Source organism: Sphingomonas sp. BL-S-30, from assembly GCF_055521475.1.
In genome coordinates, this window is sequence record NZ_CM145481.1 from 4,324,052 (window position 1) to 4,350,077 (window position 26,026).

The 26,026-nt window shown below is 66.8% G+C and carries 27 protein-coding genes; 18 read left to right on the top strand and 9 right to left on the bottom strand.

Features of this window, described 5'->3' with window-relative positions:
* Positions 1 to 71 precede the first annotated feature (71 nt).
* From ACZ1I5_RS20190 to ACZ1I5_RS20200, 3 genes are all read left to right on the top strand, one after another.
* Positions 72 to 689 (top strand): response regulator transcription factor, encoded by a 618-nt coding sequence (locus tag ACZ1I5_RS20190; protein ID WP_465171022.1) that lies wholly within the window; start codon positions 72 to 74, stop codon positions 687 to 689.
* A 104-nt stretch (positions 690 to 793) separates the two neighbouring features.
* The gene (locus tag ACZ1I5_RS20195; RefSeq protein ID WP_465171023.1) at positions 794 to 1,165 is read left to right on the top strand and encodes a response regulator transcription factor; all 372 of its coding nucleotides are present in this window, start codon (positions 794 to 796) and stop codon (positions 1,163 to 1,165) included.
* 24 nt (positions 1,166 to 1,189) lie between these two features.
* Complete coding sequence (locus tag ACZ1I5_RS20200; protein ID WP_465171024.1) at positions 1,190 to 2,746, top strand: PAS domain-containing sensor histidine kinase; 1,557 nt, start codon at positions 1,190 to 1,192, stop codon at positions 2,744 to 2,746.
* A 300-nt stretch (positions 2,747 to 3,046) separates the two neighbouring features.
* On the opposite strand, the gene ACZ1I5_RS20205 is transcribed toward ACZ1I5_RS20200, so the two are convergent.
* The 3 genes from ACZ1I5_RS20205 to ACZ1I5_RS20215 all read right to left on the bottom strand — a co-directional run bounded on the left by ACZ1I5_RS20205 (position 3,047) and on the right by ACZ1I5_RS20215 (position 5,453).
* Positions 3,047 to 4,342 carry a glycoside hydrolase family 130 protein gene (locus ACZ1I5_RS20205; RefSeq protein WP_465171025.1) on the bottom strand — a complete coding sequence of 432 codons (1,296 nt, stop codon included), beginning with the start codon at positions 4,340 to 4,342 and terminating at the stop codon, positions 3,047 to 3,049.
* A gap of 74 nt (positions 4,343 to 4,416) precedes the next feature.
* Positions 4,417 to 5,112 carry a hypothetical protein gene (locus tag ACZ1I5_RS20210; RefSeq protein WP_465171026.1) on the bottom strand — a complete coding sequence of 232 codons (696 nt, stop codon included), beginning with the start codon at positions 5,110 to 5,112 and terminating at the stop codon, positions 4,417 to 4,419.
* Between the two features lie 47 nt (positions 5,113 to 5,159).
* Positions 5,160 to 5,453 (bottom strand): plasmid stabilization protein, encoded by a 294-nt coding sequence (locus ACZ1I5_RS20215; protein ID WP_465171027.1) that lies wholly within the window; start codon positions 5,451 to 5,453, stop codon positions 5,160 to 5,162.
* Between the two features lie 129 nt (positions 5,454 to 5,582).
* Between ACZ1I5_RS20215 and ACZ1I5_RS20220 the strand changes: the two genes are divergently transcribed.
* Positions 5,583 to 6,530: an oxygenase MpaB family protein gene (locus ACZ1I5_RS20220; RefSeq protein ID WP_465171028.1), complete on the top strand. Its 948-nt coding sequence runs from the start codon at positions 5,583 to 5,585 to the stop codon at positions 6,528 to 6,530.
* Between the two features lie 40 nt (positions 6,531 to 6,570).
* Here the strand turns inward: ACZ1I5_RS20220 and ACZ1I5_RS20225 are convergent, their stop codons facing one another.
* Together ACZ1I5_RS20225 and ACZ1I5_RS20230 are read right to left on the bottom strand one after the other, a co-directional pair.
* Positions 6,571 to 6,930, bottom strand: coding sequence for a hypothetical protein (locus tag ACZ1I5_RS20225; protein ID WP_465171029.1), 360 nt, complete (start codon positions 6,928 to 6,930; stop codon positions 6,571 to 6,573).
* A gap of 219 nt (positions 6,931 to 7,149) precedes the next feature.
* Positions 7,150 to 7,428, bottom strand: coding sequence for a hypothetical protein (locus ACZ1I5_RS20230; RefSeq protein WP_465171030.1), 279 nt, complete (start codon positions 7,426 to 7,428; stop codon positions 7,150 to 7,152).
* 356 nt (positions 7,429 to 7,784) lie between these two features.
* Here ACZ1I5_RS20230 and ACZ1I5_RS20235 point away from each other — a divergent pair, with 356 nt between their 5' ends.
* Positions 7,785 to 8,315, top strand: coding sequence for a TetR/AcrR family transcriptional regulator (locus ACZ1I5_RS20235; protein ID WP_465171031.1), 531 nt, complete (start codon positions 7,785 to 7,787; stop codon positions 8,313 to 8,315).
* Positions 8,316 to 8,429: 114 nt separating this feature from the next.
* On the top strand, positions 8,430 to 9,248 hold the full coding sequence (locus ACZ1I5_RS20240; protein WP_465171032.1) for an alpha/beta fold hydrolase: 819 nt from the start codon (positions 8,430 to 8,432) through the stop codon (positions 9,246 to 9,248).
* A gap of 425 nt (positions 9,249 to 9,673) precedes the next feature.
* On the opposite strand, the gene ACZ1I5_RS20245 is transcribed toward ACZ1I5_RS20240, so the two are convergent.
* The gene (locus ACZ1I5_RS20245) at positions 9,674 to 10,018 is read right to left on the bottom strand and encodes a hypothetical protein (protein WP_465171033.1); all 345 of its coding nucleotides are present in this window, start codon (positions 10,016 to 10,018) and stop codon (positions 9,674 to 9,676) included.
* A gap of 632 nt (positions 10,019 to 10,650) precedes the next feature.
* On the opposite strand from ACZ1I5_RS20245, the gene ACZ1I5_RS20250 reads away from it, so the two are divergent.
* Positions 10,651 to 11,466 carry an alpha/beta hydrolase gene (locus ACZ1I5_RS20250; RefSeq protein WP_465171034.1) on the top strand — a complete coding sequence of 272 codons (816 nt, stop codon included), beginning with the start codon at positions 10,651 to 10,653 and terminating at the stop codon, positions 11,464 to 11,466.
* A gap of 187 nt (positions 11,467 to 11,653) precedes the next feature.
* Here ACZ1I5_RS20250 and ACZ1I5_RS20255 read toward each other — a convergent pair whose 3' ends face one another.
* Positions 11,654 to 12,313: an HAD-IA family hydrolase gene (locus ACZ1I5_RS20255; protein ID WP_465171035.1), complete on the bottom strand. Its 660-nt coding sequence runs from the start codon at positions 12,311 to 12,313 to the stop codon at positions 11,654 to 11,656.
* 84 nt (positions 12,314 to 12,397) lie between these two features.
* On the opposite strand from ACZ1I5_RS20255, the gene ACZ1I5_RS20260 reads away from it, so the two are divergent.
* From ACZ1I5_RS20260 to ACZ1I5_RS20285, 6 genes are all read left to right on the top strand, one after another.
* The gene (locus ACZ1I5_RS20260; RefSeq protein WP_465171036.1) at positions 12,398 to 13,522 is read left to right on the top strand and encodes an 8-amino-7-oxononanoate synthase; all 1,125 of its coding nucleotides are present in this window, start codon (positions 12,398 to 12,400) and stop codon (positions 13,520 to 13,522) included.
* On the top strand, positions 13,519 to 14,145 hold the full coding sequence (gene bioD, locus ACZ1I5_RS20265; RefSeq protein WP_465171037.1) for a dethiobiotin synthase: 627 nt from the start codon (positions 13,519 to 13,521) through the stop codon (positions 14,143 to 14,145). The genes ACZ1I5_RS20260 and bioD overlap by 4 nt, the downstream gene beginning before the upstream one ends.
* Positions 14,142 to 15,398 (top strand): adenosylmethionine--8-amino-7-oxononanoate transaminase, encoded by a 1,257-nt coding sequence (locus tag ACZ1I5_RS20270; RefSeq protein ID WP_465171038.1) that lies wholly within the window; start codon positions 14,142 to 14,144, stop codon positions 15,396 to 15,398. Before bioD ends, ACZ1I5_RS20270 begins: the two co-directional genes overlap by 4 nt.
* A 293-nt stretch (positions 15,399 to 15,691) precedes the next feature.
* Positions 15,692 to 16,492, top strand: a complete 801-nt coding sequence (locus ACZ1I5_RS20275; protein WP_465171039.1) for a formylglycine-generating enzyme family protein — start codon at positions 15,692 to 15,694, stop codon at positions 16,490 to 16,492.
* Between the two features lie 55 nt (positions 16,493 to 16,547).
* Complete coding sequence (locus ACZ1I5_RS20280) at positions 16,548 to 16,961, top strand: DUF1330 domain-containing protein (RefSeq protein ID WP_465171040.1); 414 nt, start codon at positions 16,548 to 16,550, stop codon at positions 16,959 to 16,961.
* Positions 16,958 to 17,608, top strand: coding sequence for a DsbA family protein (locus ACZ1I5_RS20285; RefSeq protein WP_465171041.1), 651 nt, complete (start codon positions 16,958 to 16,960; stop codon positions 17,606 to 17,608). Before ACZ1I5_RS20280 ends, ACZ1I5_RS20285 begins: the two co-directional genes overlap by 4 nt.
* A 26-nt stretch (positions 17,609 to 17,634) precedes the next feature.
* Here ACZ1I5_RS20285 and ACZ1I5_RS20290 read toward each other — a convergent pair whose 3' ends face one another.
* Positions 17,635 to 19,419 (bottom strand): arylsulfatase, encoded by a 1,785-nt coding sequence (locus ACZ1I5_RS20290; RefSeq protein ID WP_465171042.1) that lies wholly within the window; start codon positions 19,417 to 19,419, stop codon positions 17,635 to 17,637.
* Between the two features lie 86 nt (positions 19,420 to 19,505).
* On the opposite strand from ACZ1I5_RS20290, the gene ACZ1I5_RS20295 reads away from it, so the two are divergent.
* The 5 genes from ACZ1I5_RS20295 to ACZ1I5_RS20315 all read left to right on the top strand — a co-directional run bounded on the left by ACZ1I5_RS20295 (position 19,506) and on the right by ACZ1I5_RS20315 (position 25,211).
* Entirely contained in the window at positions 19,506 to 19,913 is a 408-nt protein-coding gene (locus ACZ1I5_RS20295; RefSeq protein WP_465171043.1) for a hypothetical protein, read from the top strand.
* A gap of 11 nt (positions 19,914 to 19,924) precedes the next feature.
* Positions 19,925 to 21,574, top strand: a complete 1,650-nt coding sequence (locus ACZ1I5_RS20300; RefSeq protein ID WP_465171044.1) for a sulfatase-like hydrolase/transferase — start codon at positions 19,925 to 19,927, stop codon at positions 21,572 to 21,574.
* The gene (locus ACZ1I5_RS20305; protein WP_465171045.1) at positions 21,574 to 22,161 is read left to right on the top strand and encodes a TetR/AcrR family transcriptional regulator; all 588 of its coding nucleotides are present in this window, start codon (positions 21,574 to 21,576) and stop codon (positions 22,159 to 22,161) included. The genes ACZ1I5_RS20300 and ACZ1I5_RS20305 overlap by 1 nt, the downstream gene beginning before the upstream one ends.
* 7 nt (positions 22,162 to 22,168) lie before the next feature.
* The gene (locus ACZ1I5_RS20310) at positions 22,169 to 22,930 is read left to right on the top strand and encodes a phosphatase PAP2 family protein (RefSeq protein WP_465171046.1); all 762 of its coding nucleotides are present in this window, start codon (positions 22,169 to 22,171) and stop codon (positions 22,928 to 22,930) included.
* Positions 22,931 to 23,054: 124 nt separating this feature from the next.
* Positions 23,055 to 25,211 carry a TonB-dependent receptor gene (locus tag ACZ1I5_RS20315; RefSeq protein ID WP_465171047.1) on the top strand — a complete coding sequence of 719 codons (2,157 nt, stop codon included), beginning with the start codon at positions 23,055 to 23,057 and terminating at the stop codon, positions 25,209 to 25,211.
* A gap of 40 nt (positions 25,212 to 25,251) precedes the next feature.
* Here the strand turns inward: ACZ1I5_RS20315 and aqpZ are convergent, their stop codons facing one another.
* Positions 25,252 to 25,986, bottom strand: coding sequence for an aquaporin Z (gene aqpZ, locus ACZ1I5_RS20320; RefSeq protein WP_465171048.1), 735 nt, complete (start codon positions 25,984 to 25,986; stop codon positions 25,252 to 25,254).
* Positions 25,987 to 26,026: the final 40 nt, after the last annotated feature.

Here is a 26,026-nt window from a genome sequence, read left to right on the forward strand (position 1 = left end):
CAACCATTGGTATGACGGCAGCGCCCCAAAGCTGCCTTGCCGCTCCGATGGGGCCACACTATTCGTCCGATATGGGGGAAACCGCGATCATCCATATCGTCGATGACGACGAGTCGCTGCGCAGTGCGCTGGAGAGCCTGTTCCGGTCGGTTGGGCTCAAGGCGCGCGGCCATGGCTCGGTTGCCGCGTTCCTCGATGCCCCGCGCGACGATGTGCCCGGCTGCCTCGTGCTCGACGTCCGCCTGCCCGGGATCAGCGGACTCGATTTCCAGGACCGGCTCGACGAGCTGGGCATAACCCTGCCGGCGGTGCTGATGAGCGGGCATGGCGACATCCCGATGTCGGTGCGCGCGATGAAGGCCGGCGCGATCGACTTCCTGGTCAAGCCGTTCCGCGATCAGGACATGCTCGACGCGGTCGCCATCGCGATCGAGCGGGACAGCGCGCGCCGGGCGGCACAAAGCGACGATGCGGGGCTGAAGACGCTCCACGCCACCCTGTCGCCGCGCGAGCGCGAGGTGATGGCATTGGTCACCGCCGGGCGAATGAACAAACAGGCCGCCTATGAGCTCGGCCTGAGCGAGGTCACGGTGAAGATCCATCGCGGCGCGGCGATGCGCAAGATGGGCGCCCGCACCCTCCCCGATCTGGTGCGCATGGCGGAAAAGCTGGGCGTGAAGGCGCCCTAGGTCCGTAATACGATCGGATTATGGCGCGGTCCCGCCCGCTCTGGCAGGGATGGCGGCAGGGATGGCGGTGTGTCGAGCTTCCCCGAGTGGAAGGATCGAATAGCGTGCCCGGCAAACCCCTGATCGCCATCGTCGAGGACGACGAATCGCTGCGTCCCGCGCTGGTGGGGCTGATGCGGTCGCTCAACTATGACGGCGCGGGCTTCGCCTCGGCCGAGGCGTTCCTGGCGGCGGACGCCCTCGAGCGGGCCGATTGCCTCGTTACCGATTTCCAGCTTCCGGGCATCAGCGGTCTCGACCTCGCCGCGCGGCTGGGCGGGGCGCGGGTGCGGCCACTGCCGGTGATCCTGGTCACGGCGCGCACCGAGAAATCGATCGACGAGCGCGGCGAAGCGGCCGGGCTGTTCTGCCTGCTGCGCAAGCCGTTCGAAGCCGACGATCTCGTCTCCTGCATCCGGCGCGCGCTGGACTCCTGAGCGCGCTTTGCCGACAAGGGCCTGGTGGGGGCACCGGCCGACATCCTCGATCTGATCCATGAGAGCGTCGTGACGCGCGATGCGGGCGGGCGCGTGCTCTCCTGGAACGCGGCATCGGAGGAGCTGTATGGCTGGCCCCGCGTCGACGCTTTGGGCCGCAACCTTCACATGCTGCTGAAATCGCGCCATGACCTGCCGGTTGAGGAGGTGGAGGCGCGGCTGCTGGCCGAGGGGCGCTGGGAAGGCGAGGTCGTGCGGACCACCGCCACCGGCGAGGAACGGGTGGTCGACATCCGCTGGAGCGCGGAGCGCGACGTGGCGGGCACGCTGGTGCGGATCATCGAAACGGCCCGCGACATCACCCGGCGCAAGGCCGCCGAGGATGCGCTGCGGATCAGCGAATATCGCTATCGCAACATGTTCGAGGCGATGGCGGTCGCTTTCTGGGAGGTCGACTTCACCGGCGTTGGCGCAATGCTGATCCCGCTGCGCGACCAGGGCGTGACCGATCTGGGCGCCTATCTCCACGCCAATCGCGACTTCGTGCGCGCGACGATGGAGCAGGCGATCGTCGCCGACGTCAACACCAAGGCGCTGGAACTGTTCGGCGCGACCGACGCGAACAGCGTGGTCGGCCAGCCTGCGGCGCGCTTCTGGCCGCGCGACAGCGAGCCCGCCTATATCGACGCGCTGGTCGCGACCATGACGCGCGAGCCGCACCTCGTCACCGAGACTCAATTGCTCCGCCTCGACGGCATGCCGATCGACGTGCTGTTCACCGTATCGCTGTCGCAGGAGAACCGGCGACGCGGCGTGTTGCTGATCGGGGTGGTCGACATCTCCGCGCGCAAGCAGGCGGAGGGCGCACTGCAGCGGCTCCAGGCGGAGTTCGCGCATGCCGCGCGCGTCTCGATGCTCGGCGAGCTGACCGCGTCGATCGCGCATGAGGTGAACCAGCCCCTCGCCGCGATCACCACCAGCGGCGAGGCGAGCCTGCGCTGGCTGGCCAATGACGAACCCGACCTGGAGGAGGTGCGCGGGCTTGCCGGCCGCATGGTCGCCGATGCGCGGCGCGCGGCATCGATCATCGCGCGGGTGCGGGCGATGGCGGAGCGGCGCGAACCAGAGCGCATCGCGTTGTCGCTCAACGCGCTGGTCGAGGACGTCCGCACCTTCCTGGCGCACGAGCTGCGTGCGCAGGACGTGGGCATCGAGCTGAACCTGCAGCCCGACCTCGCCACAGTGTCGGGCGACCGGACTCAGTTGCAGCAGGTCATCGTCAACCTCGCGGTCAACGCGGTCCAGGCGATGGCCGAGGCAGGCGTGCCGGAGCGCATGCTGCGCTTCGCGACGGGCACGCTGCCCGACGGCCGGGTGACGCTGACCGTCGAGGATAGCGGCCCGGGCCTGCCGCCCGACCCCGCCCGGCTGTTCGACAGCTTTTTCACCACCAAGGCGAACGGCATGGGCATGGGCCTGCCGATCTGCCGCACCATCGTCGAAGCGCATGGCGGGGAGATCGGCGGCGAGAATGCGGCGGGCGGCGCCCGGTTCGTCGTGACCCTGCCGGCGCTGGGCTGAGGGCCCGCCGAACCCTCCAACATTTCGCCGTTTTTCCGACTCGTTTTTTTCGTCCGCTGTTATGTTGGATTTCGGCCGGTTTTTTCCCGAACAGGATCAGCCCCTAAAGCGGCGTTTTCGCTGTTATGAACCGAACGGCCACAACAGCGGAAAAAGTGCGGCAAAACAGCGCTATTTACCGCTGTTAGGATGCGAGATTCCGTCCAACATTCCAGTCATGTCAAAGAGCCGCCGGGACCGGCTGACGATGGTCCGGGCGGCGCGACGCTGCCCGAAGCCGCCGGCCGTTTGAATCGACCGCTACTCCATGCACTTGAGCAGCCGATCGACCGTGGTCGTCGCGAAGGCCGCGAAATTGTCGGCCACGCCATAAGGGATCATCAGCTCGCGGCCCTGGAGCAGCGCGCCGCAGCTATAGACCACGTTCGGGACATAGCCGTCGCGCTCGTCGGGGCTCGGGATCAGGATCGGCTCGGGCGTGCGCGCCAGCAGCTTCGACGGATCGGCCTTGTCGAGAAGACAGGCGCCCATGCAATAATTGCGCACCGTGCCGACGCCGTGCGTGAGCACCAGCCAGCCTTCGTCGACCTCGATCGGCGAGCCGCAATTGCCCATCTGGACGAATTCCCACGGGTAGCGCGGCGAGACGATTTTCCCGCCGCCCTCCCAGTGGAGGATATTGTCGGAGCTGTGCAGCCAGATGCTCTCGCTGTCCTGCCGGCCGAGCATGACGTAACGCCCGTCGATCCGGCGCGGGAACAGCGCCATGCCCTTGGCACCCGCCGCGTCGCCGGTGAGCGCACACATGCGGAAGCTGCGGAAATCGGTGCCCGACAGCAGTTCCGGCCGCGCCGCCGCGCCGCTGAACGCGGTATAGGTACCGTAATAAAGGACGCTGCCGTCATCGTCGGTGAAGCGGACGAGGCGCAGATCCTCGATCCCCTGGCGCTGGCTCGGCAGCATCGGGAACAGCACGGTTTCCGAGATCGTGCGGCTGCCGCCGCAATTGAGCGTCACCGCGGCGATCGAATCGTCCCGCGCATCGTCGATGGTCGGCGGCACGGCGGCCGGACTGGCAGGATCGACGCTGATCTGGCCGCCCGGCATCCAGACGCCGGTGCGGAAGGTGACCGAGGAGACATGGCCCTCCCCGATGCCGCGCAGCGACAGGATGAAGCGCACCGCGCCTTCCGGCACGCCCGACTGATCGGGCGCCGCCACCGCGCTGGGATTGAACAGGGCGGCGGCCTCGAACGAGAATTCCTCGCTGAAATAGGCGCCGATCAGGCGCCGTTGCGGATCGTTGACCGCGATCTGCTCGGGCAGGAGCCTGGCGACCTCGTCGAAGCGGCGGCGCAGCATGTCGTCGACATCGCGGTGCCGCTCGTCGAGTGAATGGGTGAGCAGCTGGAGCTCGCTTTCGAGCGACGCCTCGTCCAGCGTCAGGATCCGGTCGACGATCGCCTGGGCGCGCGGATGGCCCTCGACGCGGAACCGGCCCGGATATTCCAGCTCGAACGGCCGGACGACGGTGCGCGACGGATCGGGCCGCAGGATCAGGTCGTGATGGTCGAGCACGGATTCAGCCTGAAGCATCAAGATTCCTTGTTGGGGGGTCGGGCGCCTGAACGTGCGCAGGGGCAGGAGGGTTCATCATGACCGGATCGAGATCATCGGTGCGCGACCATCGGGGGCGTGGCACCGAGCACGTCGCCGGTATAGGTTTCGACCAGCTGGCTGAACGGCGTGCCGTCCGGTAGGCGCAGCACCGCGCGGTGCTCGATCACCTTGTCCGGAATGGCCAGCCTGCCGCCGGTGCCTCGCGGCAAGGCGAGGCGCGAGACGTCCCAGTCATTGGGCAGGGGCGACCATAGCAACGTCGCGCTGATGGTCTGGCGGCGGAAGTGCAGTGCCTGCACCGCGCGGCCGAAGGCGGTGTCGCTGGTATCGAGCAGGGCGTTCATTTCCGGCGTGAGACGCGACGGGACGTACCAATTGTCGGCCTCGGACAGCACGCGGTCACCGCAGCGCAGCCGGACGCGGCGATAGCGCACCAACTCTTCCGCGCCGACCTGCAGGGTCGCCCGCACTTCCGGCGTTACCGGCTTGTCCTGACCGGTAACGCGCTCGGCGACGATCCTGCTGCCCGTCGGCGCGAGCGCGCGGCGGGCGCACCAGCCGTCCAAGGTGAGGGTCGCGCTGTCATGGCTGAGCAGCTCGGCGTTGAGCGTCTGCACCAGCGCCAGCGCGCCGGCCCGTGCGAGCGGCGAGTCAGGCCAGGGAGGCCGCACGTCCCTGTCCCGGGCGACGCCGGGGGAGGCAAGGGCGAGCGCAGCGAGGGCCGCGATGGTTCGGGTGCGGATCACGCGCCTTCATAGCGCGCGGACCCCGCCCGACACCACCGCCGCGACCGTCAGGCCGATGCGTTTCTGCGCCGCGTGTCCCAGCCCTTGCGCGCCGCCGCCGAGCGCTGCTCGGCCGAGCCGGACTTGTGCGCCCGGCCGCCGCGCGACGACGACACATGGGTGTCGGGCTTGCCCCGGCCCGAGCCGGATTTGTTGCCGCCGCCCGATTCCTTGTTGACGGTGGCCCAGGCGCGGCTCTCGGCCTCTTCCTTGGGCACGCCGCGATGCTCATAGCCTTCCTCGATATGCTGGGCCTTGCGCTTCTGCTTGTCGGTATAGGCGCTCTTGTCTCCACGAGGCATGATCTTCTCCTGGTGAAATGGACTGATGCAACAACGCGTTGCGCGGGATCGATATCCCAGCGGCGCGACCATCCGGGCCCAAAGCGGCGCCGGGGCGTTGAGGACGGGAAAGCCAATGAAGGACCACGCATGTTTCACCCGTCGCTGATCGACCCGATCATCGCCCTGCCCTCCGTCCAGCGACGGCTCGATGCCTCGGCATCGGCGCTGATGCGGCCGCCCTCCGGGCCTGACGTGGATTTCACGCAGCCCCCGGGAGAAGCCGCGCTGGTGCCGCCGGATTCGATCTCGTGGCGGGTGTTCAAGAACCCGCTGAGCCTGTTCATCGGCGGTGTCGCGGCGGTCATCCTCGAACTGGCAGAACCTGCGGTACGTACCGGGGTGTGGGAGCATTCTTCGTTCCGCAGCGACCCGGTCACGCGGCTGCAGCGCACTGGCCTGGCGGCGATGATGACGGTCTATGGCGCGCGCAGCCAGGCCGAAGCGATGATCGCAGGCGTGGTGCGCCGGCATGCGGCTGTGTCGGGCGCCACGCCCGGCGGCGAGGCGTATCAGGCCAACGATCCGGTGCTGCTGACCTGGGTGCAGGCGACCGCGAGTTACGGTTTCTGCGAAGCCTATCATCGTTACGCGCACAGGCTGAGCCAGGCTGAGCGCGATCGATTCTACGCCGAGGCGGCGCCTTCCGCCCAGCTCTACGGCGCGGTGGCGCCGCCGGCGGACGAAGCGGCGCTCTACGCCCTGTTCGGCACGATGCGCCCGCGCCTCGAAGCCTCGCCGATCCTGTTCGAGTTTCTCGACATCGTCCGCGCGGCGCCGGCTTTCCCCGCACCGCTGCGGCCGTTGCAGCGCATGCTGGTGCGCGCCGCGGTGGATCTGGTGCCGGGCTGGGTGCGGGATCGGGTCGGCCTCGGGCCGGAACACGGGCTTCGGCCGGGCCAGGCGACCTTGCTCAAGGGCGCGGTGCGGCTGTCCGACCGGCTGATCCTGCCGTCGAGCGCGGCGGTGCAGGCCTCGCGGCGGATGGCGTTGCCGGCGGACTATCTGTTCCGACGTCCCGTTACCGCGAAGGGCTGAGCCATAGAGTCACAAACCGCGAATGGCCGAAAGTTGGTGGTTACGTGCCGTTCGCAAGATCGTCCTGCTCGTCAGCGATCCTGCCCCGAAACTTCAATTCCGGCTGATCAGCGTCCGCTTCGGCATCACTCCATCGAAGTTGGGCCGCATCAACAACTTCGCTCCCCATGTGAGCGATGAAAGCGGCGGTCAGCGCCTCTCTGTGGCGCTCATATTGAGGCAAGTTTGGGTTCACGTTGTCGGCGAGCAGAAGCCATTCAGCGAACTGTCTCGCATGAACCGGTCCACTTGGCGGAATGATGTTCGAAACATGAAGTGGCTCTCCACGCTTCATGCACCCGCAGAACCCCCAAACGACGCACGCAGTGAGCATCAGCGCGTCGAAACCTGTCTCGCTCATTCCACCCGTTTAGCTGGTTCCCGAAGTGTCCGCTATTGAGGCGTTGGCGGTCGTGCGCATCGATGAGTCCCGATTCTGAGTCCGAGATAGTATGCGGGCACGCCCGCGCGAAATATCACCCCGCGCACGACCCAGTATCTTTCGGACAGGACGACGCCGCCGACGGACAAGGTAGCGCTCTATGCCCTGTTCGACACGATCCGCCCGCGCCTCAGTCAATCAGGCGAGGCCCCACATCGCGGCCCGATTGCGGGCAAGGTCCTTCATGAAATCGTCCAGCGCAGCCAGGCGGCGATCTATTTCCGATGCCGGAACACCATTCCATACAGCGTGATCATAGTGTTCGCGAACGGACTTCAGATCGTCTCCCGCTTGAAAGCGCTCGGACATGTAGAGCGTTTCAAGCAGCTCCGTCGGACGTTCGCGCTCGCCTGATTTCACCAGAGCGTATTTGACGAGATACTCGGACATGATGCCGTCGTTGGATGTGCTGACCATCGTCGTCCCCTTTCCCCCTGGAATATGGGTGGCTGGCACAGCTAGTCCAGAGCAGTGCGGCTTTCGGGGGGCATGTGCGATTGCCAGAAAAGGGGCGTTAGCGGTCATGCGCACGAGCGGAGCCTGGCGGAACGCGATCCTGCCGTTCAGCGGAGGGGGCGGGAGACTCGACATCGGGATCGGCGCTGTTGATCAGCTTCGGTTTAGGTTGAATGCAAAGGAACAGGCCAACACACTGACAACACACTTTTTAAAAGAGCTTGACGATTATAAGACGACCGGTCATATATAAACCCATGCCCAGACCAGCCAATCCCGAAACGCGATCGCGCCTCCTCGAAAAGGGGGGAGACCTTGTGAGCACCCAAGGCTTCAACGCCACCGGCGTGCAGGAGATCACCGCGGCAGCCGGCGTGCCCAAGGGATCGTTCTATAATTACTTTGACAGCAAGGAAGCCTTCGCGGTCGAAGTACTGACCGAGTATTGGGATTCGGTGGTTGCCACCTACGGCCCGATCCTGGCCGATCGCAACATGGCGCCGCTCGCGCGTATCGCCCGCTATTTCGCGGGCCTGGCAGAGTTTCACGAGCGCCGCCGTTATGCGGTCGGCTGCCTGATCGGGAACATGGCGCTGGAGGTGACGCCGACGAGCGAGGACGTGCGAATCAAGCTCGCAGCGATCTATCGCGAGTGGTCCGCCGCGCTCGCCTCATGCTTGCGGGAAGCGCAGGAGAAAGGGGAATTATCGGCCGGAAAGGATCCTGAGCAGCTTGCTGTCGCACTGATCGACACGTTCGAAGGGGCGGTCATGCGGGCCAAGGTCGAACGTAGCCGGGCGCCCTTTGACAGCTTCGAGCGCTTTGTTTTGCCCTCTTTGCTGGCCTAAATATTTTGACCAATTAATAGACGACTGGTCATGTCCTTTTGCCGGATCATCGCTGGAACGCCGCGCCAGCGAGTGATGAATCCTCATCCGCGGCACATTGTGAAGGACTGAGCAATGCCTACGATCACGACAACGGACGGCGTAAACATCTTTTACAAAGATTGGGGATCGGGTCAGCCGATCGTCTTCAGCCACGGGTGGCCGCTGTCGGCCGACGACTGGGACGCCCAAATGACCTTCTTCCTTCGTCACGGCTACCGGGTGATCGCCCATGACCGGCGCGGGCACGGCCGGTCAGACCAGCCCGGCACCGGCAACGACATGGACCACTGGGTCGCCGACCTCGCGGCCCTGACCGAACATCTCGACCTGCGCGACGCGATCCATATCGGGCACTCGACAGGTGGCGGTGAGGTGGCCCGCTATGTCGCTCGCCACCAGGAGCGCGTCGCGAAGGCGGTACTGGTCGCTTCCCTGACGCCAAACATGTACCGGAGCGAGGACAACCCGTCCGGTCAACCGCCGGAGTGGTTCGACGCGATCCGGGCAGGCGTGCTGGGCAACCGGGCGGAGTTCTACCGTTTCGTCCCCGAGAATCCGTTCTACGGCTACAACCTGGATGGGGCCAAGCCTTCGGAGGCAGTCATTGCGAACTGGTGGCGCCAAGGCATGGCCGGCGGTGCTCTCGCACATTACGCGACGGTCGACTCCTGGCTCGAAGATTATACCGAAGACCTCAAGAAGATCACCGTGCCGGTGCTGGTGATGCATGGCGAGGCCGATCAAGTCGTCCCGTTCGCCAGTTCCGTGCCGCGCGCGGTCGACCTGCTCAAGCACGGGTCGCTGAAGACTTATCCCGGCTACCCCCATGGCATGCTGACCACATATGCAGATGTTCTCAACCCTGACCTGCTCTCGTTCATCAGGTCTTGAAGACATCTCCATTCATCATCGTCTATGGTGAACATTTCTGGTTGTAACTGAGGAGGGTTCGGGTTTCGTCGTAGTGCGAAGGAACGAAAGGAAGCTCGAACCCTCCTCGAAATTCGTCGGCCAAGGTCTCCCGCCGGCCGTGGCAGCGTTGCTCGGGGAGGTCCCTCCACCGTCGGCTTCGCGCCTCGCTCCCTGCCCGCCCAGGGGAATTGAAGGGCAACCTTGGCATGTGGGATTGGCTACGCTGCCAAGTCGCCGCTGCATGTCCGCAATCGAGTATGCGGACATGGGCCCGTAACGGGCGCAAGTGAGGCATCATCGGTCATGCGCATTGATGCCCCCGCCCTCCGGCCCGCAGGACGCACCAATGTCTGATCAGCAGGGGCCGTGCCAATATACGCCTTGGCCTAACGCCGACCAGCATTCTACAAGCATGGGCAGGTCCCGCTTGTCCAAGGCGAAGCCATATCCCAGCCGCCGTCGAAATATGGCTTCGTCGTGATATCTACCATCCCGTGGCGGACGATCACCGAAAAAGGCTTCAGGCCAGCGATGACGGGCGGCCATTTGTCTTTCGGAACGTCAACAGATTGCTCGGGCCGAATGAGCGGATAAGCCGCGATCAGGCGTTGGGATTCGGCCTTTATTGCCATCAATTTCGTCTGGTCATGAATAGGGTGCGGGAAGGAACAATATATTGCGAGCGCGATCAGAACGATGATCGGGATCGCAATGCGCAGGCACCCATTCACGCCGGATTCTCCCCACACCTCATGCTCCAGTGTCCCGAACCGGAAGTTCGTTCATGACGACATTCAAATATTCATCAAACGACCTTCAGCACAGTAGAGTCGAATCCGACCGGTCTGAACAGCCCCTCCCCTGAAGGGCAGGGCAATCGCCTATCAGCGCATCACGTTTGTTTCGGCCTGGAGGAAGGAAAAGTGGGTTCACGCGAAGGCGCGAAGACGCGAAGTTAGATAGTCTGTCCGTGATAAGCGGTCCGCTTGACCGCATTCGAACATCTTTGCGTCTTCGCGCCTTCGCGTGAACTCATGCTCTGCCCCCTTCCCCACCGTGCCGCGCCATAGGTGATTGCCCTCCCTCAAGGGGAGGGGTTGAGGGGTGGGGCGCGCGTCTGCGCGCTCAAAAGAACCGTTTCACCAGGCACCGGAGCGTCGATCGGGGCATCGAGCCCCGATCGACGCTGCCCCACCCCTGCCCTCTCCCTTGAAGGGGAGGGGCTTAGTAGAGACGTCGGCAACTCGACTTGCGTTCAACCCTAATACCAAGGTCGTACCCCGGCACACCCGCGTAGAATGTCGCGCGCGCGTCCTACCCGGCATGTTTCGGACAGGGACGACGCTGCCGCGGCCGTCCGCATCGAAGCGGGAGATCGGACATGTCGAACACCATCATGCTCATCCACGGCGCCTGGCTGAATGCGCTGGCCTGGGAAGGTTTCAAGGCGCGGTACGAGGCGCGGGGCTTTACCGTGATCGCGCCCGACTGGCCCTATGACGACCGCGCGCCGGGCGAGCTGCGCGACAGCCCGCGCGAGGAGCTGAAGCATCTGGGGCAGTTGCAGATCATCGATCATTACGACGCGCTGATCCGCGGGCTTGCCGAGGCGCCGATCCTGATCGGCCATAGCTTCGGCGGGGTGATCGTCCAGCATCTGCTCGATCGCGGGCTGGGCGCGGTGGGCGTGGCGATCGATCCGGCGCCGACCCCGGGCGTGCCGCTCGGGCCGCAGGCGATCTGGTCGGCATTGCCGGTGCTCGGCGACCTGTTCAGCTGGCGCAAGGCCAAGGTGATGTCGCGGACATTCTTCCGGACGCGTTTCGCGCAGACCGCGCCGAAGGACCAGGCCGATGCGCTGTACGACCGCTATATCGTGCCGACCCCGGGCAAGGTTTATTGGGACGGCATCTTCCTGCGGGCCGGCAGGATCCGCTGGGATAATCCCGAGCGCGCGCCGTTGCTGCTGATCGGCGGCTCGCTCGACCTGATCGCCGATGCGAGCATGACCCGGGCGATCTATCGCAAGCAGAGCCTTGCACCGTCGAAGACCGAGCTGCGCATCTTCGAAGGGCGCTCGCACTGGACCGGGATCGATGCGGGCTGGGAAAACGTGGCCGATTATGCGCTCGATTGGGCACTCTTGAGTGCGCGCGAATCGGAAGTTGTACCGATCAGGGAAGCGCTGGCCGCCTGACCCCCGGCCGTGCCAGCCAGCCCGGGCGGTCCGCCCCCGACCGCCCGGGCTTTTTGCCAAGGACTTCCCTCTACCCCGTTCGGGCTGAGCTCGTCGAAGCCCTGCTCTTCTCTTCCACGGAAGAAAGAACAGCCCTTCGACAAGCTCAGGGCGAACGGAGGGAAGGTACGTCGACCCGAACAACGCTCTACCGACCAATGATCTCCAATCCCTCCGGGCCAACCCGCGCCCCCAACGCAGCATAATCCGGCACCCCGGGATGCGGTGTCTCCAGCGGATGGGCGTGAGTGACGGTAATCACCATCACCGCCGCGCCGGCGGCCTCGGCGGCGGCGATGCCGGCGGGGGTATCCTCGAACACCAGGCAGTGATCGGCGGGGACGCCGAGGCGGTCGGCGGCGAGCAGGAAACAGTCGGGCGCGGGCTTGCCGCGGTCGACATCCTCGGCGGTGATCATCACCGGCGGTATGGGCAGGCCGGCCGCTTCGAGCCGCCGCGTCGCCAGCGCGCGCGGGGCGGAGGTGACGATCGCCCAGCGATCCGCCGGCAGCGCGGCGAGGAAGGCATGGGCACCGGCGATCGCTTCCACACCCTCGACATCCTCGATCTCCAGCCGGGTGATCTCGGCGGCCTCGGCCTCCGGATCGACGCCGGGCAGCGCGAGACGGCGCACCGTCTCGACGCTGCGCACGCCGTGGATCGTCGGCAGAAAGGCCTCGACGTCGAGGCCGTGACGGCGTGCCCAGCCAGCCCAGACCCGCTCGGCGGCGACGATCGAGGTGAGGATCGTGCCGTCCATGTCGAACAGGAAAGCGGCGAAGTGGCGGTCGGGGAAAGGCTGAGTCATTGCCCGCGCTCCTGCGCCCGGCGGGCACGCGGCGCAAGCCGCGCTCTATCGTCATCGCCGCGCGATGCCGCTAGAGCGCCGCCCATGTCGGCGCTCGAGGCCCTTGCAGACGATCTGACCCGGCTTGCCGCGCAGGACCGGTTGCGCACGCTGGTGCCGCGGCGCGGGGTGGATGTTTCCTCCAATGACTATCTGGCGCTCGCTACCTCGCCGCGACTGGCGCGGGCGGTGGCGCAGGCGGTCGAACGCGGGGTACCGGTCGGATCGGGCGGATCGCGGCTGTTGCGCGGCAATCACGAGGAGCATGAAGCGCTGGAGGCGGAAGCGGCGGCGTTTTTCGGGAGCGAGGCGGCTTTGTTCTTCTCGAGCGGCTATACCGGCAACGCCACGCTGTTCGCGACCCTGCCGCAGCGGGGCGACCTGATCGTGCATGATGCGCTGATCCATGCCAGCGCGCATGAGGGCATGAGGCTGAGCCGGGCCGATGCCGTCGCCGCGACGCATAACGACCCCGAGGCGTTCGAGACCGCCATTGCCGGATGGCGCCGCGCCGGCGGCACCGGGCGACCGTGGATCGCGGTGGAGAGCCTGTACAGCATGGACGGCGACCGGGCGCCGATCGACGCGCTGGCGGCGGTGGCCGAACGGCACGATGCGATGCTGCTGATCGACGAAGCGCATGCCACCGGCGTGTTCGGCGCGCAGGGGCGCGGTCTCGCGGCGGCGCTCCATGGGCGCGAGAATGTCGTCACGCTCCATACCTGCGGCAAGGCGATGGGGTGCGAAGGGGCGCTGGTTTGCGGCCCGCAGGTGGTGCGCAATTTCCTGGTCAATCGCGGGCGCGGCTTCGTCTTCTCGACGGCGCCGTCCCCGCTGATGGCGAGCGCCGTGCGCGAGAGTCTACGCATCCTGGCCGATGAGCCAGAACGGCGCGCCGGCTTGTGGGATCTGGTCGGCGCGGCCGAACAGGCGCTCGACCGCTGCGGCGTGGCGCCGACCGGATCGCAGATCCTGCCGCTGGTGCTGGGCGACGATGCGCGGACGATGCGCGTCGCCGCCGCGGTGCAGGCGGCCGGGTTCGACGTGCGCGGCATCAGGCCACCGACGGTGCCGCAGGGCAGTTCGCGGCTGCGCATCTCGCTGACGCTCAACCTGACGGTGGCGGATGTGGATGCGCTGGCCGATGCGATTGCGGGGGCGATCGCGTGACGGCGCGGATCGTCGTCACCGGGACCGATACCGATGTCGGCAAGACGGTGTTCGCCGCCGCGCTCGCCGGGGCGCTGAGCGCGTCCTATTGGAAACCGGTCCAGGCCGGGCTGGAGGACGGCGGCGATGCCGCGACCGTCGCGCGGCTGAGCGGGCTGGCGCCGGAGCATATCCTGGCCGAGGCCTATCGGCTGACCACGCCCTGCTCGCCCGACCGTTCGGCGGCCATCGACGGGGTAACGATCGATCCGGCGCGGCTGGTGCCGCCGGTGCTCGACGGTCCGCTGGTGATCGAGGGCGCGGGCGGGGTGCTGGTGCCGGTAACGGGCGAGCTGGTCTTTGCCGATCTGTTCGCGCGCTGGGCGCTGCCGGTGGTGCTGGTCGCGCGGACGACGCTCGGCACGATCAACCACAGCCTGTTGTCGATCGAGGCCTTGCGGTCGCGCGGCGTGCGGATCCTGGGCGTGGCGTTCACCGGCGATGCGGTCGAGCATAGCGAGGTAACCATCGCGCGGATCGGCGGGGTGAAAAGGCTCGGCCGGCTGCCGCATCTGGCGCCGCTCGATGCGGGCACGCTCGCCGCCGCCTTTGCCGCGCATTTCAATCTGGCGGATTTCCGGTGAAGAGATCGCCGATCTGGCATCCCTTCACGCAGCATGGGCTGGGCGAGCCGATCCCGCTCGTCACGCATGCCGAGGGCGCGGCGCTGTTCACCGAAGACGGGCGGCGGATCGTCGATGCGATCTCCTCCTGGTGGGTGACGACGCATGGGCATCGCAACCCGCGCATCATGGCCGCCATCGCCGAGCAGGCGGCCAGGCTCGACCAGATCATTTTTGCCGGCTGGACGCATGAGCCGGCCGAGACGCTCGCGCGCGGGCTGATCGAGATGATGCCCGCCGAACTGAGCCGGGTGTTCTTCTCCGATTCGGGATCGACCAGCGTCGAGGTCGCGCTGAAGATGGCGCTGGGGTTCTGGGCAAATCGCGGCGAGCCGCGGCACCGCGTGCTGGTGATGCAGCACAGCTATCACGGCGATACGATCGGCGCGATGTCGGTCGGCGCGCGCGGGGTGTTCAACCGGGCCTATGCGCCGTTGCTGTTCGATGTCGGCACCCTGCCATTCCCCGCCGCGGGGCGCGAGCAGGACACGCTCGACGAGCTGGAAGCCGCCTGCCACGCCAGGCCCGCCGCGCTGATCGTCGAACCGCTGATCCTCGGCGCAGGCGGCATGCTGATCTATCCGGCCCGGGTGCTGGCCGAGATGCGTGCGATCTGCGCGCGGCACGGCGTGGTGTTCATCGCCGACGAAGTGATGACGGGCTGGGGGCGGACGGGCAGTTTGCTGGCGTGCGAACAGGCCGGGATCGTGCCCGACATCCTGTGCCTGTCGAAGGGGCTGACCGGCGGGGCGGTGCCGCTGGCGGTGACCATGGCGAGCGAGGCGATCTACGACGCGCATTGGTCGCAGGACCGGGCGACGATGTTTTTCCATTCGTCGAGCTACACCGCCAACCCGATCGCCTGCGCCGCGGCCAACGCCAATCTCGCCATCTGGCGCGAGGAGCCGGTGCTGGAGCGGATCGCCGATCTGGCCCGGCGCCAGCAGGCGCGGCTGGCGAAGGTCGCCGCACTGCCGACGGTGCGCAACGCGCGGCAGATCGGCACGATCACGGCGATCGAGATCGCCGACGAACAGGGCGATTATCTGTCGTCGATCGGCCCGCGCCTGCTCGCTTCTTTCCGGGGCAGGGATCTGCTGCTTCGGCCGCTCGGCAACACCGTCTATGTCATGCCGCCTTATTGTATCGACGATGGGGATCTGGACCTGATCTATGCCGCGATCGGTGAGGCGTGCGAGCTTGGGGCGGGATGATGAGGCGCGTTTTTCTTCTTCCCCGGCGGAGGCCGGGGCCCAGTAGGGAGGCAGAAGGAAACGGGCGGGGCGGCCATTTCACAGCTCCCCCAACTGGACCCAGTTCCGGGTTGAACATACCCCGTATGTTCAAGGATCGTCCGGGGGACGATCCGACCCGGAACTCTTCGCCGGGGAAGGTGAAATGTACCTGGGCACGGTTGCTCTTCTCCACCGTTGCGCTCCCGTTGCTGGCCACCGCCTGCACATCGAAACAGCCGGCATCCGTCTGCACCGACCTGTCGAAGGCCCCGATGGTCGCCATCCCCGGCGGCAGTTTCACCATGGGCGACGACCCGCTCTACCCCGAGGAGGGGCCACCGCGCAGGGTGTCGGTCAAACCCTTCTGGATCGATACGCACGAGCTGACCAATGCCGAGTTCGCCGCCTTTGTGAAGGCGACCGGCTACACGACCATGGCGGAACGCGATCCGCCAAAATTGCCCGGCGCGCCGCCCGAGATGCTGGTGCCAGGGTCCGCCGTTTTCAGCGTGCCGAGCCAGGACGATCCGCGCTGGTGGCGCTGGTCGGTCGGGGCGCAGTGGCGGCATCCGTCGGGGCCGGCGGAATCGATCGTCGGACGCGACCGGGAGCCGGTGGTGCAGATCGCGTTCGAGGATGCCCAGGCCTACGCGCGCTGGGCAGGCAAGCGCCTGCCGACCGAGGCCGAATGGGAATATGCCGCGCGCGCCGGGCAGAAGGCGTTGCCCGAGCCGGTGGATGGCGAGGGCCGTCCCCAGGCCAATTATTATCAGGGCGTCTTCCCGCAGCGCGATCTCGCGCTCGACGGCTATAAGGGCCGCGCGCCGGTGGGGTGCTTCAAGCCCAACGCCTTCGGCCTGTACGACATGATCGGCAATGTGTGGGAATGGACCAGCGACCCCGGCGGGCCGCAGGGCGACATGCATGTCATCAAGGGCGGATCCTATCTCTGCGCGGGCAATTATTGCGCGCGCTACCGCCCTGCCGCGCGCCAGTTCCAGGAACGCGGGCTCGGTACCGATCATATCGGGGTGCGTCTGGTCGCCGACCGGCCGGTGCCGCCGCGTCATTGACCCGCCTGCCATGATATGACACGTATTGTGCCAATATCACGGCTGGAGGCGTCGCATGAAGGTCACCAACACCGTCTTCCCGGGCGCCGAACAGGCCGCGGCGTTTTTCGGCGGGGTCGAGGACGGGCCGTTCGTGATGGTCAATTTGCTGAAGTTCAGGGAGCGCGCCGATTATGCCGATGGCTCCGAGCCGGAGCTGAGCGGACGCGAGGCCTATCGCCGTTATGGCAAGGCGGTGCTCGCCTGCCTGGCCTCGGTCGGCGCAAGGTCGGTCTATGCGGGGGACGTCACCGAGCTGATGCTCGGCGAGGCGGACGAGCTGTGGGACATGGTGGCGCTGGCCGAATACCCCTCGCGCGCGGCGATGATGGCGATGGTGGCGTCGCCCGAGTATCAGGCGATCGAGAAGCACCGGATCGCCGGGCTTGCCGGGCAGCTCAACATCCGCACCAAGGCGCTGGGCGGGTGACCCTGAGCTACGATCTCTACTGGTCATTCCGCTCACCCTATTCCTATCTGGTGACGCCCCGGCTGGTCGAGCTCGAACGCGACCATGACGTCATGGCGCGCGTGCGCCCGGTCTATCCGATCGCGGTGCGGCAACCCGATTTCTTCGCCAACAACGATCCGCTCTGGCTAAGCTATTTCCTGCGCGACATCGGGCGGAGCGCCGACTTCGTCGGGCTGCCGTTCCGCTGGGCGTCGCCCGACCCGGTGACGATGGACATGGCGACGCGGACCTATCCGAAGGAGCAGCCTTATATCCACCGGCTGACGCATCTCGGCGTGGCGGCGGCGGAGCGCGGCCGGGGGCTGGCGTTTCTGGACGAGGTGAGCCGGCTGATCTGGGGCGGGGCGGTGACCGACTGGCATCTCGGCGATCATCTCGCCCGGGCGGCGGAACGCGCCGGGCTCGACCTGGCGGAGATGGATGCGGCGGTCGCGGCGGATCCGGACCATTATGCGGCGGTGGTCGAGGCCAATCAGGAAGCGCAGCGCGCCGGGGGGCATTACGGCGTGCCGCTGATGGTGTTCGAGGGCGAACCGTTCTTCGGGCAGGACCGGTTCGACCAGCTCAAATGGCGGATGGCGCAAAGCGGGCTGGCGAAGCGCTGAATCCTCCCGATCCGGCACGGGGAGGATCACGCCCGCCTCCTCCGCCACCACAGCACGCCCGTCACGAGCGCTCCCAACGCCAAAAGCCCCGCCAGCAACCGAAGCAGCTTCGGCCGCACGCTCCGGTTGAAGCCGTTGCGGTTGATCTGCGCCGCGGCGGTATAGCCGGCGGGCATCGGCAGCACCTGATCGCGCCGGGCGAAGGCGGCGTAATCGGCCTGGAGCGCCTTGAACAAGGTCGGCATCGTGCCCGCCAGATCGCGCGTCTCGCCGGGATCGCGGACGATATCGTAAAGGTGCCATTCGCCGGTGCCGGTCGGCGGCAGATTCTTGACCAGCTTATAGTCGCCGCGGAACACCGCGGCGTTGCCCGAAAGTTCATAGCCGATCGCCTGGTCGGCGGGATGCACGCTGTCGGTCGCCCCGCTCAGCACCGGCCAGAGATTCGCGCCGGTCATCGGCTCGACCGGCTTGCCGCGATACGTGCCGCCATGGCCGGGGACCCGGGCGAGCGCGAGAAGGGTCGGGGCGATGTCCGTCACATAGGCGAAGCGGCCGGCGATCATGCCCGCCCTCATCGCCGGATTGCCCGGCCAGGCGATGATCAGCGGCACGCGCAGGCCACCCTCGGTCGCGGAGAATTTATAGCCGCGCAAGGGAGCGACGGCGGCGCTGGCCCAGCCGGGGCCGATCGCGGTAAAGGAGCCGCGCCGGCCCTGCGAGTCCGGTGCGAGATCATAATGCACCCGGCTGTTGAGCGCGCTGAGCCAGGTCGCCATCGGATCGGTCGGCTCGGCGCCGTTATCCGACAGGAAGATGAAGACGGTATTCGCATAGTCGCCGGTTGCCTTGAGATGCGCGACCAGCCGGCCGATCTCGACATCCGCCGCCTCGGCCATGCCGCCATAGGCCGCCATGGCGCGGGCCTGCGCGGCACGTTCCCCAAGCGGGAGGGCGTTCCAGTCGCGGGTCGTGGACATGGCGACCATCGGCGCGCCGGCGGGAATGATGCCGAGCGCCGCCGCGCGGTCGCGCCGCGCGGTGCGCAGTGCGGTCCAGCCGCTCCGATAGGCCGTGCGATAGCGCACGATATAGGCGTCGGGTGCCTGGACCGGGATATGGTTGGCGAGGAAGTTCACCGAGGCGAAAAAGGGTTTTCCGCCGGATCGCCCGCGATCGATATAGTCGATCATCCGGTCGACCACGAAGCGCGAGGAATAATAATCCCCGGGCAGGGTCGCGGGCTTGCCGTCCTCGGTCCAGTCGGCGGTCTCGTAGAGGCCCTCGATCGGGCGCTGTTCGAAATTGTCGGCACCCGCGTCGGCCAGCGAGAAGGCGTGATCATAGCCGCGCGCGGTGGGCAGCTTGTCCGGGGTGCGGCCGAGATGCCATTTGCCGGTGAGATAGGTGCGGTAGCCGCCGTCGCGGAACAGGCTGGCCAGCGTCACCACCCGGTCGTTGAGCACGGTGTCGTAGCCCGGCTTGCCGACATGGTCGGGCGGGATCGTCTCGGGCATATTGCCCAGGCCGGCGCGGTGATTGCTGACCCCGGTCTGGAGCATCGCGCGCGTCGGCGAGCAGGTGCCGGCGACATGGAAGTTGGAGAAGCGCACCCCTGCGGCGGCCAGCGCATCGATATTGGGGGTGCGGATCTCGCTGCCGAAACTACCGACATCGCTGAAGCCCCAATCGTCGGCGAGCAGGACGACGATATTGGGCCGCTTCCGCTCCGCCGCCGATGTGCCGGAAGCGAGTGTGAACGTCGCGAGCAGGGCGAGACTCGCGAACACTGATTTCCAGGGCCTGCGCATCGACATCTTCCCCCTTGCCCTAGGATGCGCCCGGATAATGGCATTATCAATGCCGAAATGTTGCAAAGACCCGCGCGGCTGATACGATGCCGCGAATCAAAGGGGAGGCCGTCATACGAAAGGCAATTCGCGCCGCGATCGCGTTGGTCGGGCTGTTCAACCTGGCAATCGGGCTTGGCTTTCTGATCGACCCCGCGCGGCTCGGCGCCAATTTCTTCCTGTTGCCTGCCAGCATCCAGGGACTGGCGACGATGCGCGCCGATTTCACGGCCTTTTTCATGACCGGCGGCGCCTTCGCGCTGTACGGCGCATGGCACGGTCGGGCCGAGCCTCTGAGCACGCCGCTGCTGCTGCTCGCCCTCGCGCTGATCGGGCGCTGTATCGGCATCGCCATCGACGGGGCGTCGCCGACCGCGCATGAGCCGGTGGTCGCCGAAGCGGCGATGATCGCGATCCTGCTCGCGGGGCGCCACATCCTGTCCACCCCGCACTGAGGGCCGACCCCGTGAAGACATGGCTGAAAATCCTGCTCGGAACGGTCGCGCTGCTGCTGGTCGGCGGCTATCTCGCCAGGGACTATGTTCTGCTGCATCTGGCGGGATGGATGGCGCCGCATGTCTATCCCAACCACCCGGTCGCCTGGCAGAGCGGGCCGGACGTGGCGCAGCTGCCGGCCGACAAGCGCCCGCCCAATGTGATCCTGATCGTCGCCGACGACCTCGGCTATAATGATATCAGCTTCAATGGCGGCGGCGTGGCGGGCGGGTTGCTCAAGACCCCCCATATCGATGCGCTGGGCCGCGACGGCGTCAGTTTCGCCGACGGCTATGCCGGCAACGCGACCTGCGCGCCGTCGCGCGCGGCGCTGATGACCGGGCGCTATCCGACGCGGTTCGGCTTCGAGTTCACGCCGACCGACACGCGCTTCGCGCGCACCATCGCCGGCTTCCCGACCAGCTGGGACAAGCGCACGATCTTCGACGAGGAGGCGGCGCGGACCGATCCGCCGGCCGACGACAAGGGCGTGCCGGGATCGGAGCTGACCATCGCCGAGCTGATGCGCGGCAAGGGCTATCACACGCTGCATCTCGGCAAATGGCATCTCGGCGGCGCCAGGGGCATGCGGCCCGAGGACCAGGGGTTCGACGAGAGCCTGGGCTTCATCATCGGCGCGCAGATGTTCCTGCCGGAGAACGACCCGAACGTCGTCAATTCGAAACAGGATTTCGACCCGATCGACAAATATCTATGGGCGAACCTGCCGTTCAGCGTCCAGTATAACGGCAGCGTACCGTTCCGGCCGAACCGCTACATGACCGATTATCTGACCGACCAGGCCGTCGACACGATCAAGGCCAATCGCAACCGGCCCTTTTTCCTCTACCTCGCCTATAACGCCCCGCACACGCCGCTCCAGGCGCTGAAGGCGGATTACGACGCGCTGCCGCAGATCGCCGACCATCGCACCCGGGTCTATGCCGCGATGATCCGCGCGCTCGACCGCGGCGTCGGGCGAGTGACGGCCGAACTCAAGGCGCAGGGGCTCGACCGAAACACGCTCGTCATCTTTACCAGCGACAATGGCGGCGCGCATTATATCGGCCTGCCCGACATCAACCGGCCTTATCGCGGCTGGAAAGCGACCTTTTTCGAAGGCGGCGTGAAAGTGCCGTTCTTCATGCGCTGGCCGGCGCAGATCAGGCCGGGCACGCGCATCGACGGACCGGTCAGCCATTTCGACATCTTCGCGACGGCCGGCAAGGCCGCCGGAATCGCCATGCCGGGCGACCGCGCGGTGGACGGTGTTGACCTGCTGCCGTTCGTCGAGGGCAAGCAGGCGGGGAACCCGCACCCGATCCTGTTCTGGCGCGACGGTGCCTATCGGACGGTGCGGGACGGTGACTGGAAGCTGCAGATGCTCGACCTGCCGCGCAAGGCCTTGCTGTTCGATCTGCGGAACGACCCGACCGAGCAGCATGACCTTGCCGCGCAGCAACCCGCCCTCGTCGCGCGATTAAAGGCATTGCTCGCGGATCATGATAGGAGCAGCGTCAAGCCGGCCTGGCCATCGCTGATCCGATCGCCGATCGCGATCGACCGGCCATTGGGCACCAGACCCAAACCGGGCGAGACTTATATCTATTGGGCGAATTGATGGATCAGCAAAAGGGGCGCTCGGCCGACGGGCGCAGGAGACGGTCGGAATCGAGCCGCGACAAGATCGTCGAGGCGATGCTGGCCCTTGTCGCCGAGGGACAGATCACGCCGAGCGCCGAACAGGTCGCCGGCCGTGCGTCTGTCGGGCTGCGCAGCGTGTTCCGGCACTTCAAGGACATGGAGAGCCTCTATGCCGCGATCACCGCCCGGCTTGCCCGCCAGTACGAGATGTGGCTGGTCCCTTATACCGCGACTGACTGGCGCGGGCAGCTGAGCGAGACGACCGACCGGCGGCTGACCACCTATGAGAAGCTGATGCCGTTCAAGCGCGCCGGCGATGCGCACCGGCACGAATCCGCGGCGATCCAGACGGAGCATGCCCGTGCCCTGGCCTTCATGCGCGCCAAGCTGAAGTCGATCCTGCCCGAGGAGATCGCGTCCGATGCACTGACCTTCGAGGCGATCGACCTGATGCTGAGCTTCGAGACATGGCAAAGGCTGCGCATGGAACAGGGGCTTTCCGTGAAGAAAGCGGGCGCGGTCGTGCGCGCGCAGGTTGATCGGCTGACCGAACCCGGCCAGTGATAGGCGGGTGACGCCAGACGCCCCCCTTTCCGACGATCCTCTCCACGCCGAGGGCGCCGATACGGGCGGGCGCATCCCCGACGATATCCGGCATCCCCCATGGCTGAGGCTTGGCGCCGGCGCGGTTGCCGCTTCGGTGCTGATCCTGGGCCTGGTCGGCACCCTGATCGATCGCGGCTGGCAGTTCGGTTTCGACAGCCGCATCCTGCTCGCGATGCGCGGCGGCACGATGCACGGCACGCCGATCGGCCCGTTCTGGCTGAAACAGGCAATGATCGACGTAACCGCGCTGGGCGGTGAGACCGCGCTCGTGATCCTGGTGACGATCGTCGCCGGGTTCCTGGCGGTCCAGCGCCAGTGGCTGACCTTCTGGCTGGTGCTGGGCGGGACGATCAGCGGATCGATCGCGGTCGCCATCGCCAAGGCGCTGATCGGCCGCGCCCGCCCGGCGCTGACCGATCATCTCGTCGAGGTGAGCTCCGCAAGCTTCCCCAGCGGCCATGCGGCGAACAGCGCGATCATCTATCTCACCATTGCCCTGCTGACCGTCCAGATCGTCGAGGAGCAACGCGCACGTCGCTATATCCTGATTGTCGCCGGCCTGCTGGTGATCGCGATCGGGTTCAGCCGGGTCTATCTCGGCGTCCATTGGCCGAGCGACGTGATCGCCGGGTGGAGCTTCGGAACGCTCTGGGCGCTGGCGTGGTGGGCACTCGGCGCCTGGTTGCGACTCAAGCGCGCCGGCGCGTCGGTCGTCTACGCGCCGTAACATGCGGGTCGCGACGCTGTAACACGCATCTCATCGGCGAAGCGTGCGGTCGCGGCGACGAACCGCCTTGATACTTTATAACATCGTATATACTGCGCTGCACAACGCCCAGTTGGAGTATGCCATGACGCTGAAGATCGCCCTGCTCGCCGGTACCGCCCTGATGTTCGCCGGGCCGGCCTATGCGCAGGACGCGCCTTCGGCGCCGACCACCGACAACATCGCGCCGGCCGATCAGGGGCATGACGTGATCGTCACTGCACCGTTCCGGCAAAGCGAGACCGACGTGCTGTCGGGCACCTCGGTGGTGAGCGGCGAGGAGCTGACCCGCGACCTGAAGCCGACCATCGGCGAGACGCTGGCGAAGCAGCCGGGCGTGTCCGCCACCTCGTTCGGCCCGAGCGCGTCGCGCCCGATCCTGCGCGGCTTCCAGGGCGAGCGGGTCCGGGTGCTGACCGACGGCATCGGATCGATCGACGTCTCCAACACCTCGGTCGACCATGCGGTGATCATCGATCCGCTGCTGGCCGAGCGCATCGAGGTGCTGCGCGGTCCTTCCGCCTTGCTGTTCGGCTCGTCGGCGGTTGGCGGCGTGGTCAATGTGATCGACACGCGCATTCCCCGCGCGATCCCGGCCAAGGGCTATCGGCTCGACGGGATCGCCACCTATGGCTCGGCCGCGAACGAGCGGTCGGGCGGCCTGGCCGGCGACGTGGCGGTCGGCGAGCATCTCGTGCTGCATGCCGACGGATCCTATTCGAAGAGCGACGACCTCCATATCGGCGGCTATGCGCTGACCGCGCAGCGCCGGCAGGAAGCGATCGCCACCAGCCAGCTGCCGCCGGCGGCGCCCGTGCCCGGCGAGGACCCGATCGACTATGCCGCCAACGCCGCGATCCGCGGCACGCTGCCCAATTCGGCGGCGGAGACCTGTACCGCGGGCGTCGGCGCCTCGATCATCACCGACACCGGCAATCTCGGCATCTCCTACAGCCATTATGACAGCCTGTACGGCGTGCCGATCCGCTATGCGACCCTGCCCGACCAGGGCCAGGAAGCGCCGCGTCTCGACATCGTGCAGAACCGGTTCGACCTGCGCGGCGAAGTCGATACCGGCGGGGGCTTCCTCGACAAGATCCGCATCCGCGCGGGCCATGCGACCTATCGCCACTTCGAGCTGGCGCCGGACGGATCGGTCGGCACCGCCTTCTACAATAACGGCACCGAGGCGCGGCTCGAGCTGGTCCAGGCCAAGAAGGGCGCCTGGCTGGGCGCGTCGGGCGTGCAATATTTCAACCGCGTGTTCAACGTGGTCGGCGACGAGGCCTTCCTGCCCAAGAACGAGACCAACCAGACTGGCCTGTTCACCTTGCAGCAGCTCGACCTGGGCAAGTTCAAGGCCGAGGCGGGCCTGCGCTACGAGCTGACCGACGTCGCGGCGCGCACGCCGCTGGGCGACGATCGCTTCTTTGCCGGGCAGCGGCATTATGAGGCGCTGTCGGGCTCGCTCGGCGCGTCCTACGGGATCAGCGATGCGGTGCGGTTCGGCCTGAACCTGTCGCGGACCGAGCGTGCGCCGTCCGCCGAGGAGCTGTTCGCCAATGGCGCCCATGCCGGCACCCAGGCCTATGAGCTGGGCAATCCCGACTTCAAGCTGGAGAAGAGCTGGGGGATCGAAGGCACGCTGCACGCGCATGGCAATGGCTTCAGCTTCGATGCGTCGGCCTATTATAACCGCTTCAGCAACTATATCGCCGAGATCCAGGTCGCGCAGGCGGTGTGCGAAGCGGCTGCCGCACCGAGCGGACGCACCGTCGACTTCCCCTGTTTCCAGTCAGTGCAGACCGACGCGACCTATTATGGCGTCGAAGCCGAGGCATCGGTGCTGCTCGCCCAGATCGGCGGCTACAAGATCAACGTCGATGCGCTGGGCGACTATGTCCATGCCTCGATCGTCGACCAGGGCCCGCTGCCGCGCATCCCGCCGGCGCGCGTGCTCGGCGGGATCGAGGCGCAGGGCGAGACGCTCAACGGCCGCCTCGAGCTCGAGCATGCGTTCGACCAGAACCGGATCGCCGCGTTCGAGACGCCGACCGACGGCTATACGATGGTCAACGCCTCGGTCGGGATCAAGCCGTTCGGCCCCGGCAACAAGACCATGCTGACGATCAGCGCCAACAACATCTTCGATGTCGATGCGCGGCGATCGGCGAGCTTCCTCAAGGATTTCGCGCCGCTCGCCGGCCGCGACATCCGCGCGACGCTGAAGTTCAGCCTCTGACTTCGCAACCCCCTCGCCTGACGGCGAGGGGGCCGCTGGATCAGAGCGCTTCGCCTTCGATCGGTGGCTTCTTCGATGCATCCGCGCCGAGCGTCTTGTACGCCAGGCCGCCGAGCACGCCGCCGACGATCGGCGCGAGCCAGAACCACCAGAGCTGCTGCAACGCCAGCCCGCCGACCACCAGCGCCGGGCCGGTGCTGCGCGCCGGGTTCACCGAGGTGTTGGTGACCGGGATGCTGATCAGGTGGATCAGGGTGAGTGCGAGGCCGATCGCGATCGGCGCGAAGCCGGCGGGCGCGCGGGTGTCGGTCGAGCCCATGATCACCAGCAGGAAGAAGAAGGTCAGCACGACCTCGATGGCGAGCCCCGCGACCAGCGAATAATGGCCGGGCGAGAGCGATTCGAGCCCGTTCACCGCGAGGCCGTTGGCCGGCAGGGTGAAGCCCGGCGCGCCGCTGGCGATAAAGTACAGGACATAGGCCGCGACGATCGCGCCGAGCACCTGGGCGATCACATAGAGCGGAATGTCCTTGCCCGAAAAGCGCCCACCGGCCCACAGGCCGAGCGTGACCGCCGGGTTGAGGTGGCAGCCCGAGATATGGCCGATCGAATAGGCCATGGTCAGCACGGTCAGGCCGAAGGCGAGCGAGACGCCGGCAAAGCCGATGCCGACGTCCGGAAAGCCCGCCGCCAGTACCGCGCTGCCGCAGCCGCCGAAGACGAGCCAGAAGGTACCGAGGAACTCCGCGAGCCCCCGCTGCGTGTTCGTCACCATGGCCTTCCACTCCTGTGCGAGTCGTACCCGAGGAGGAGGG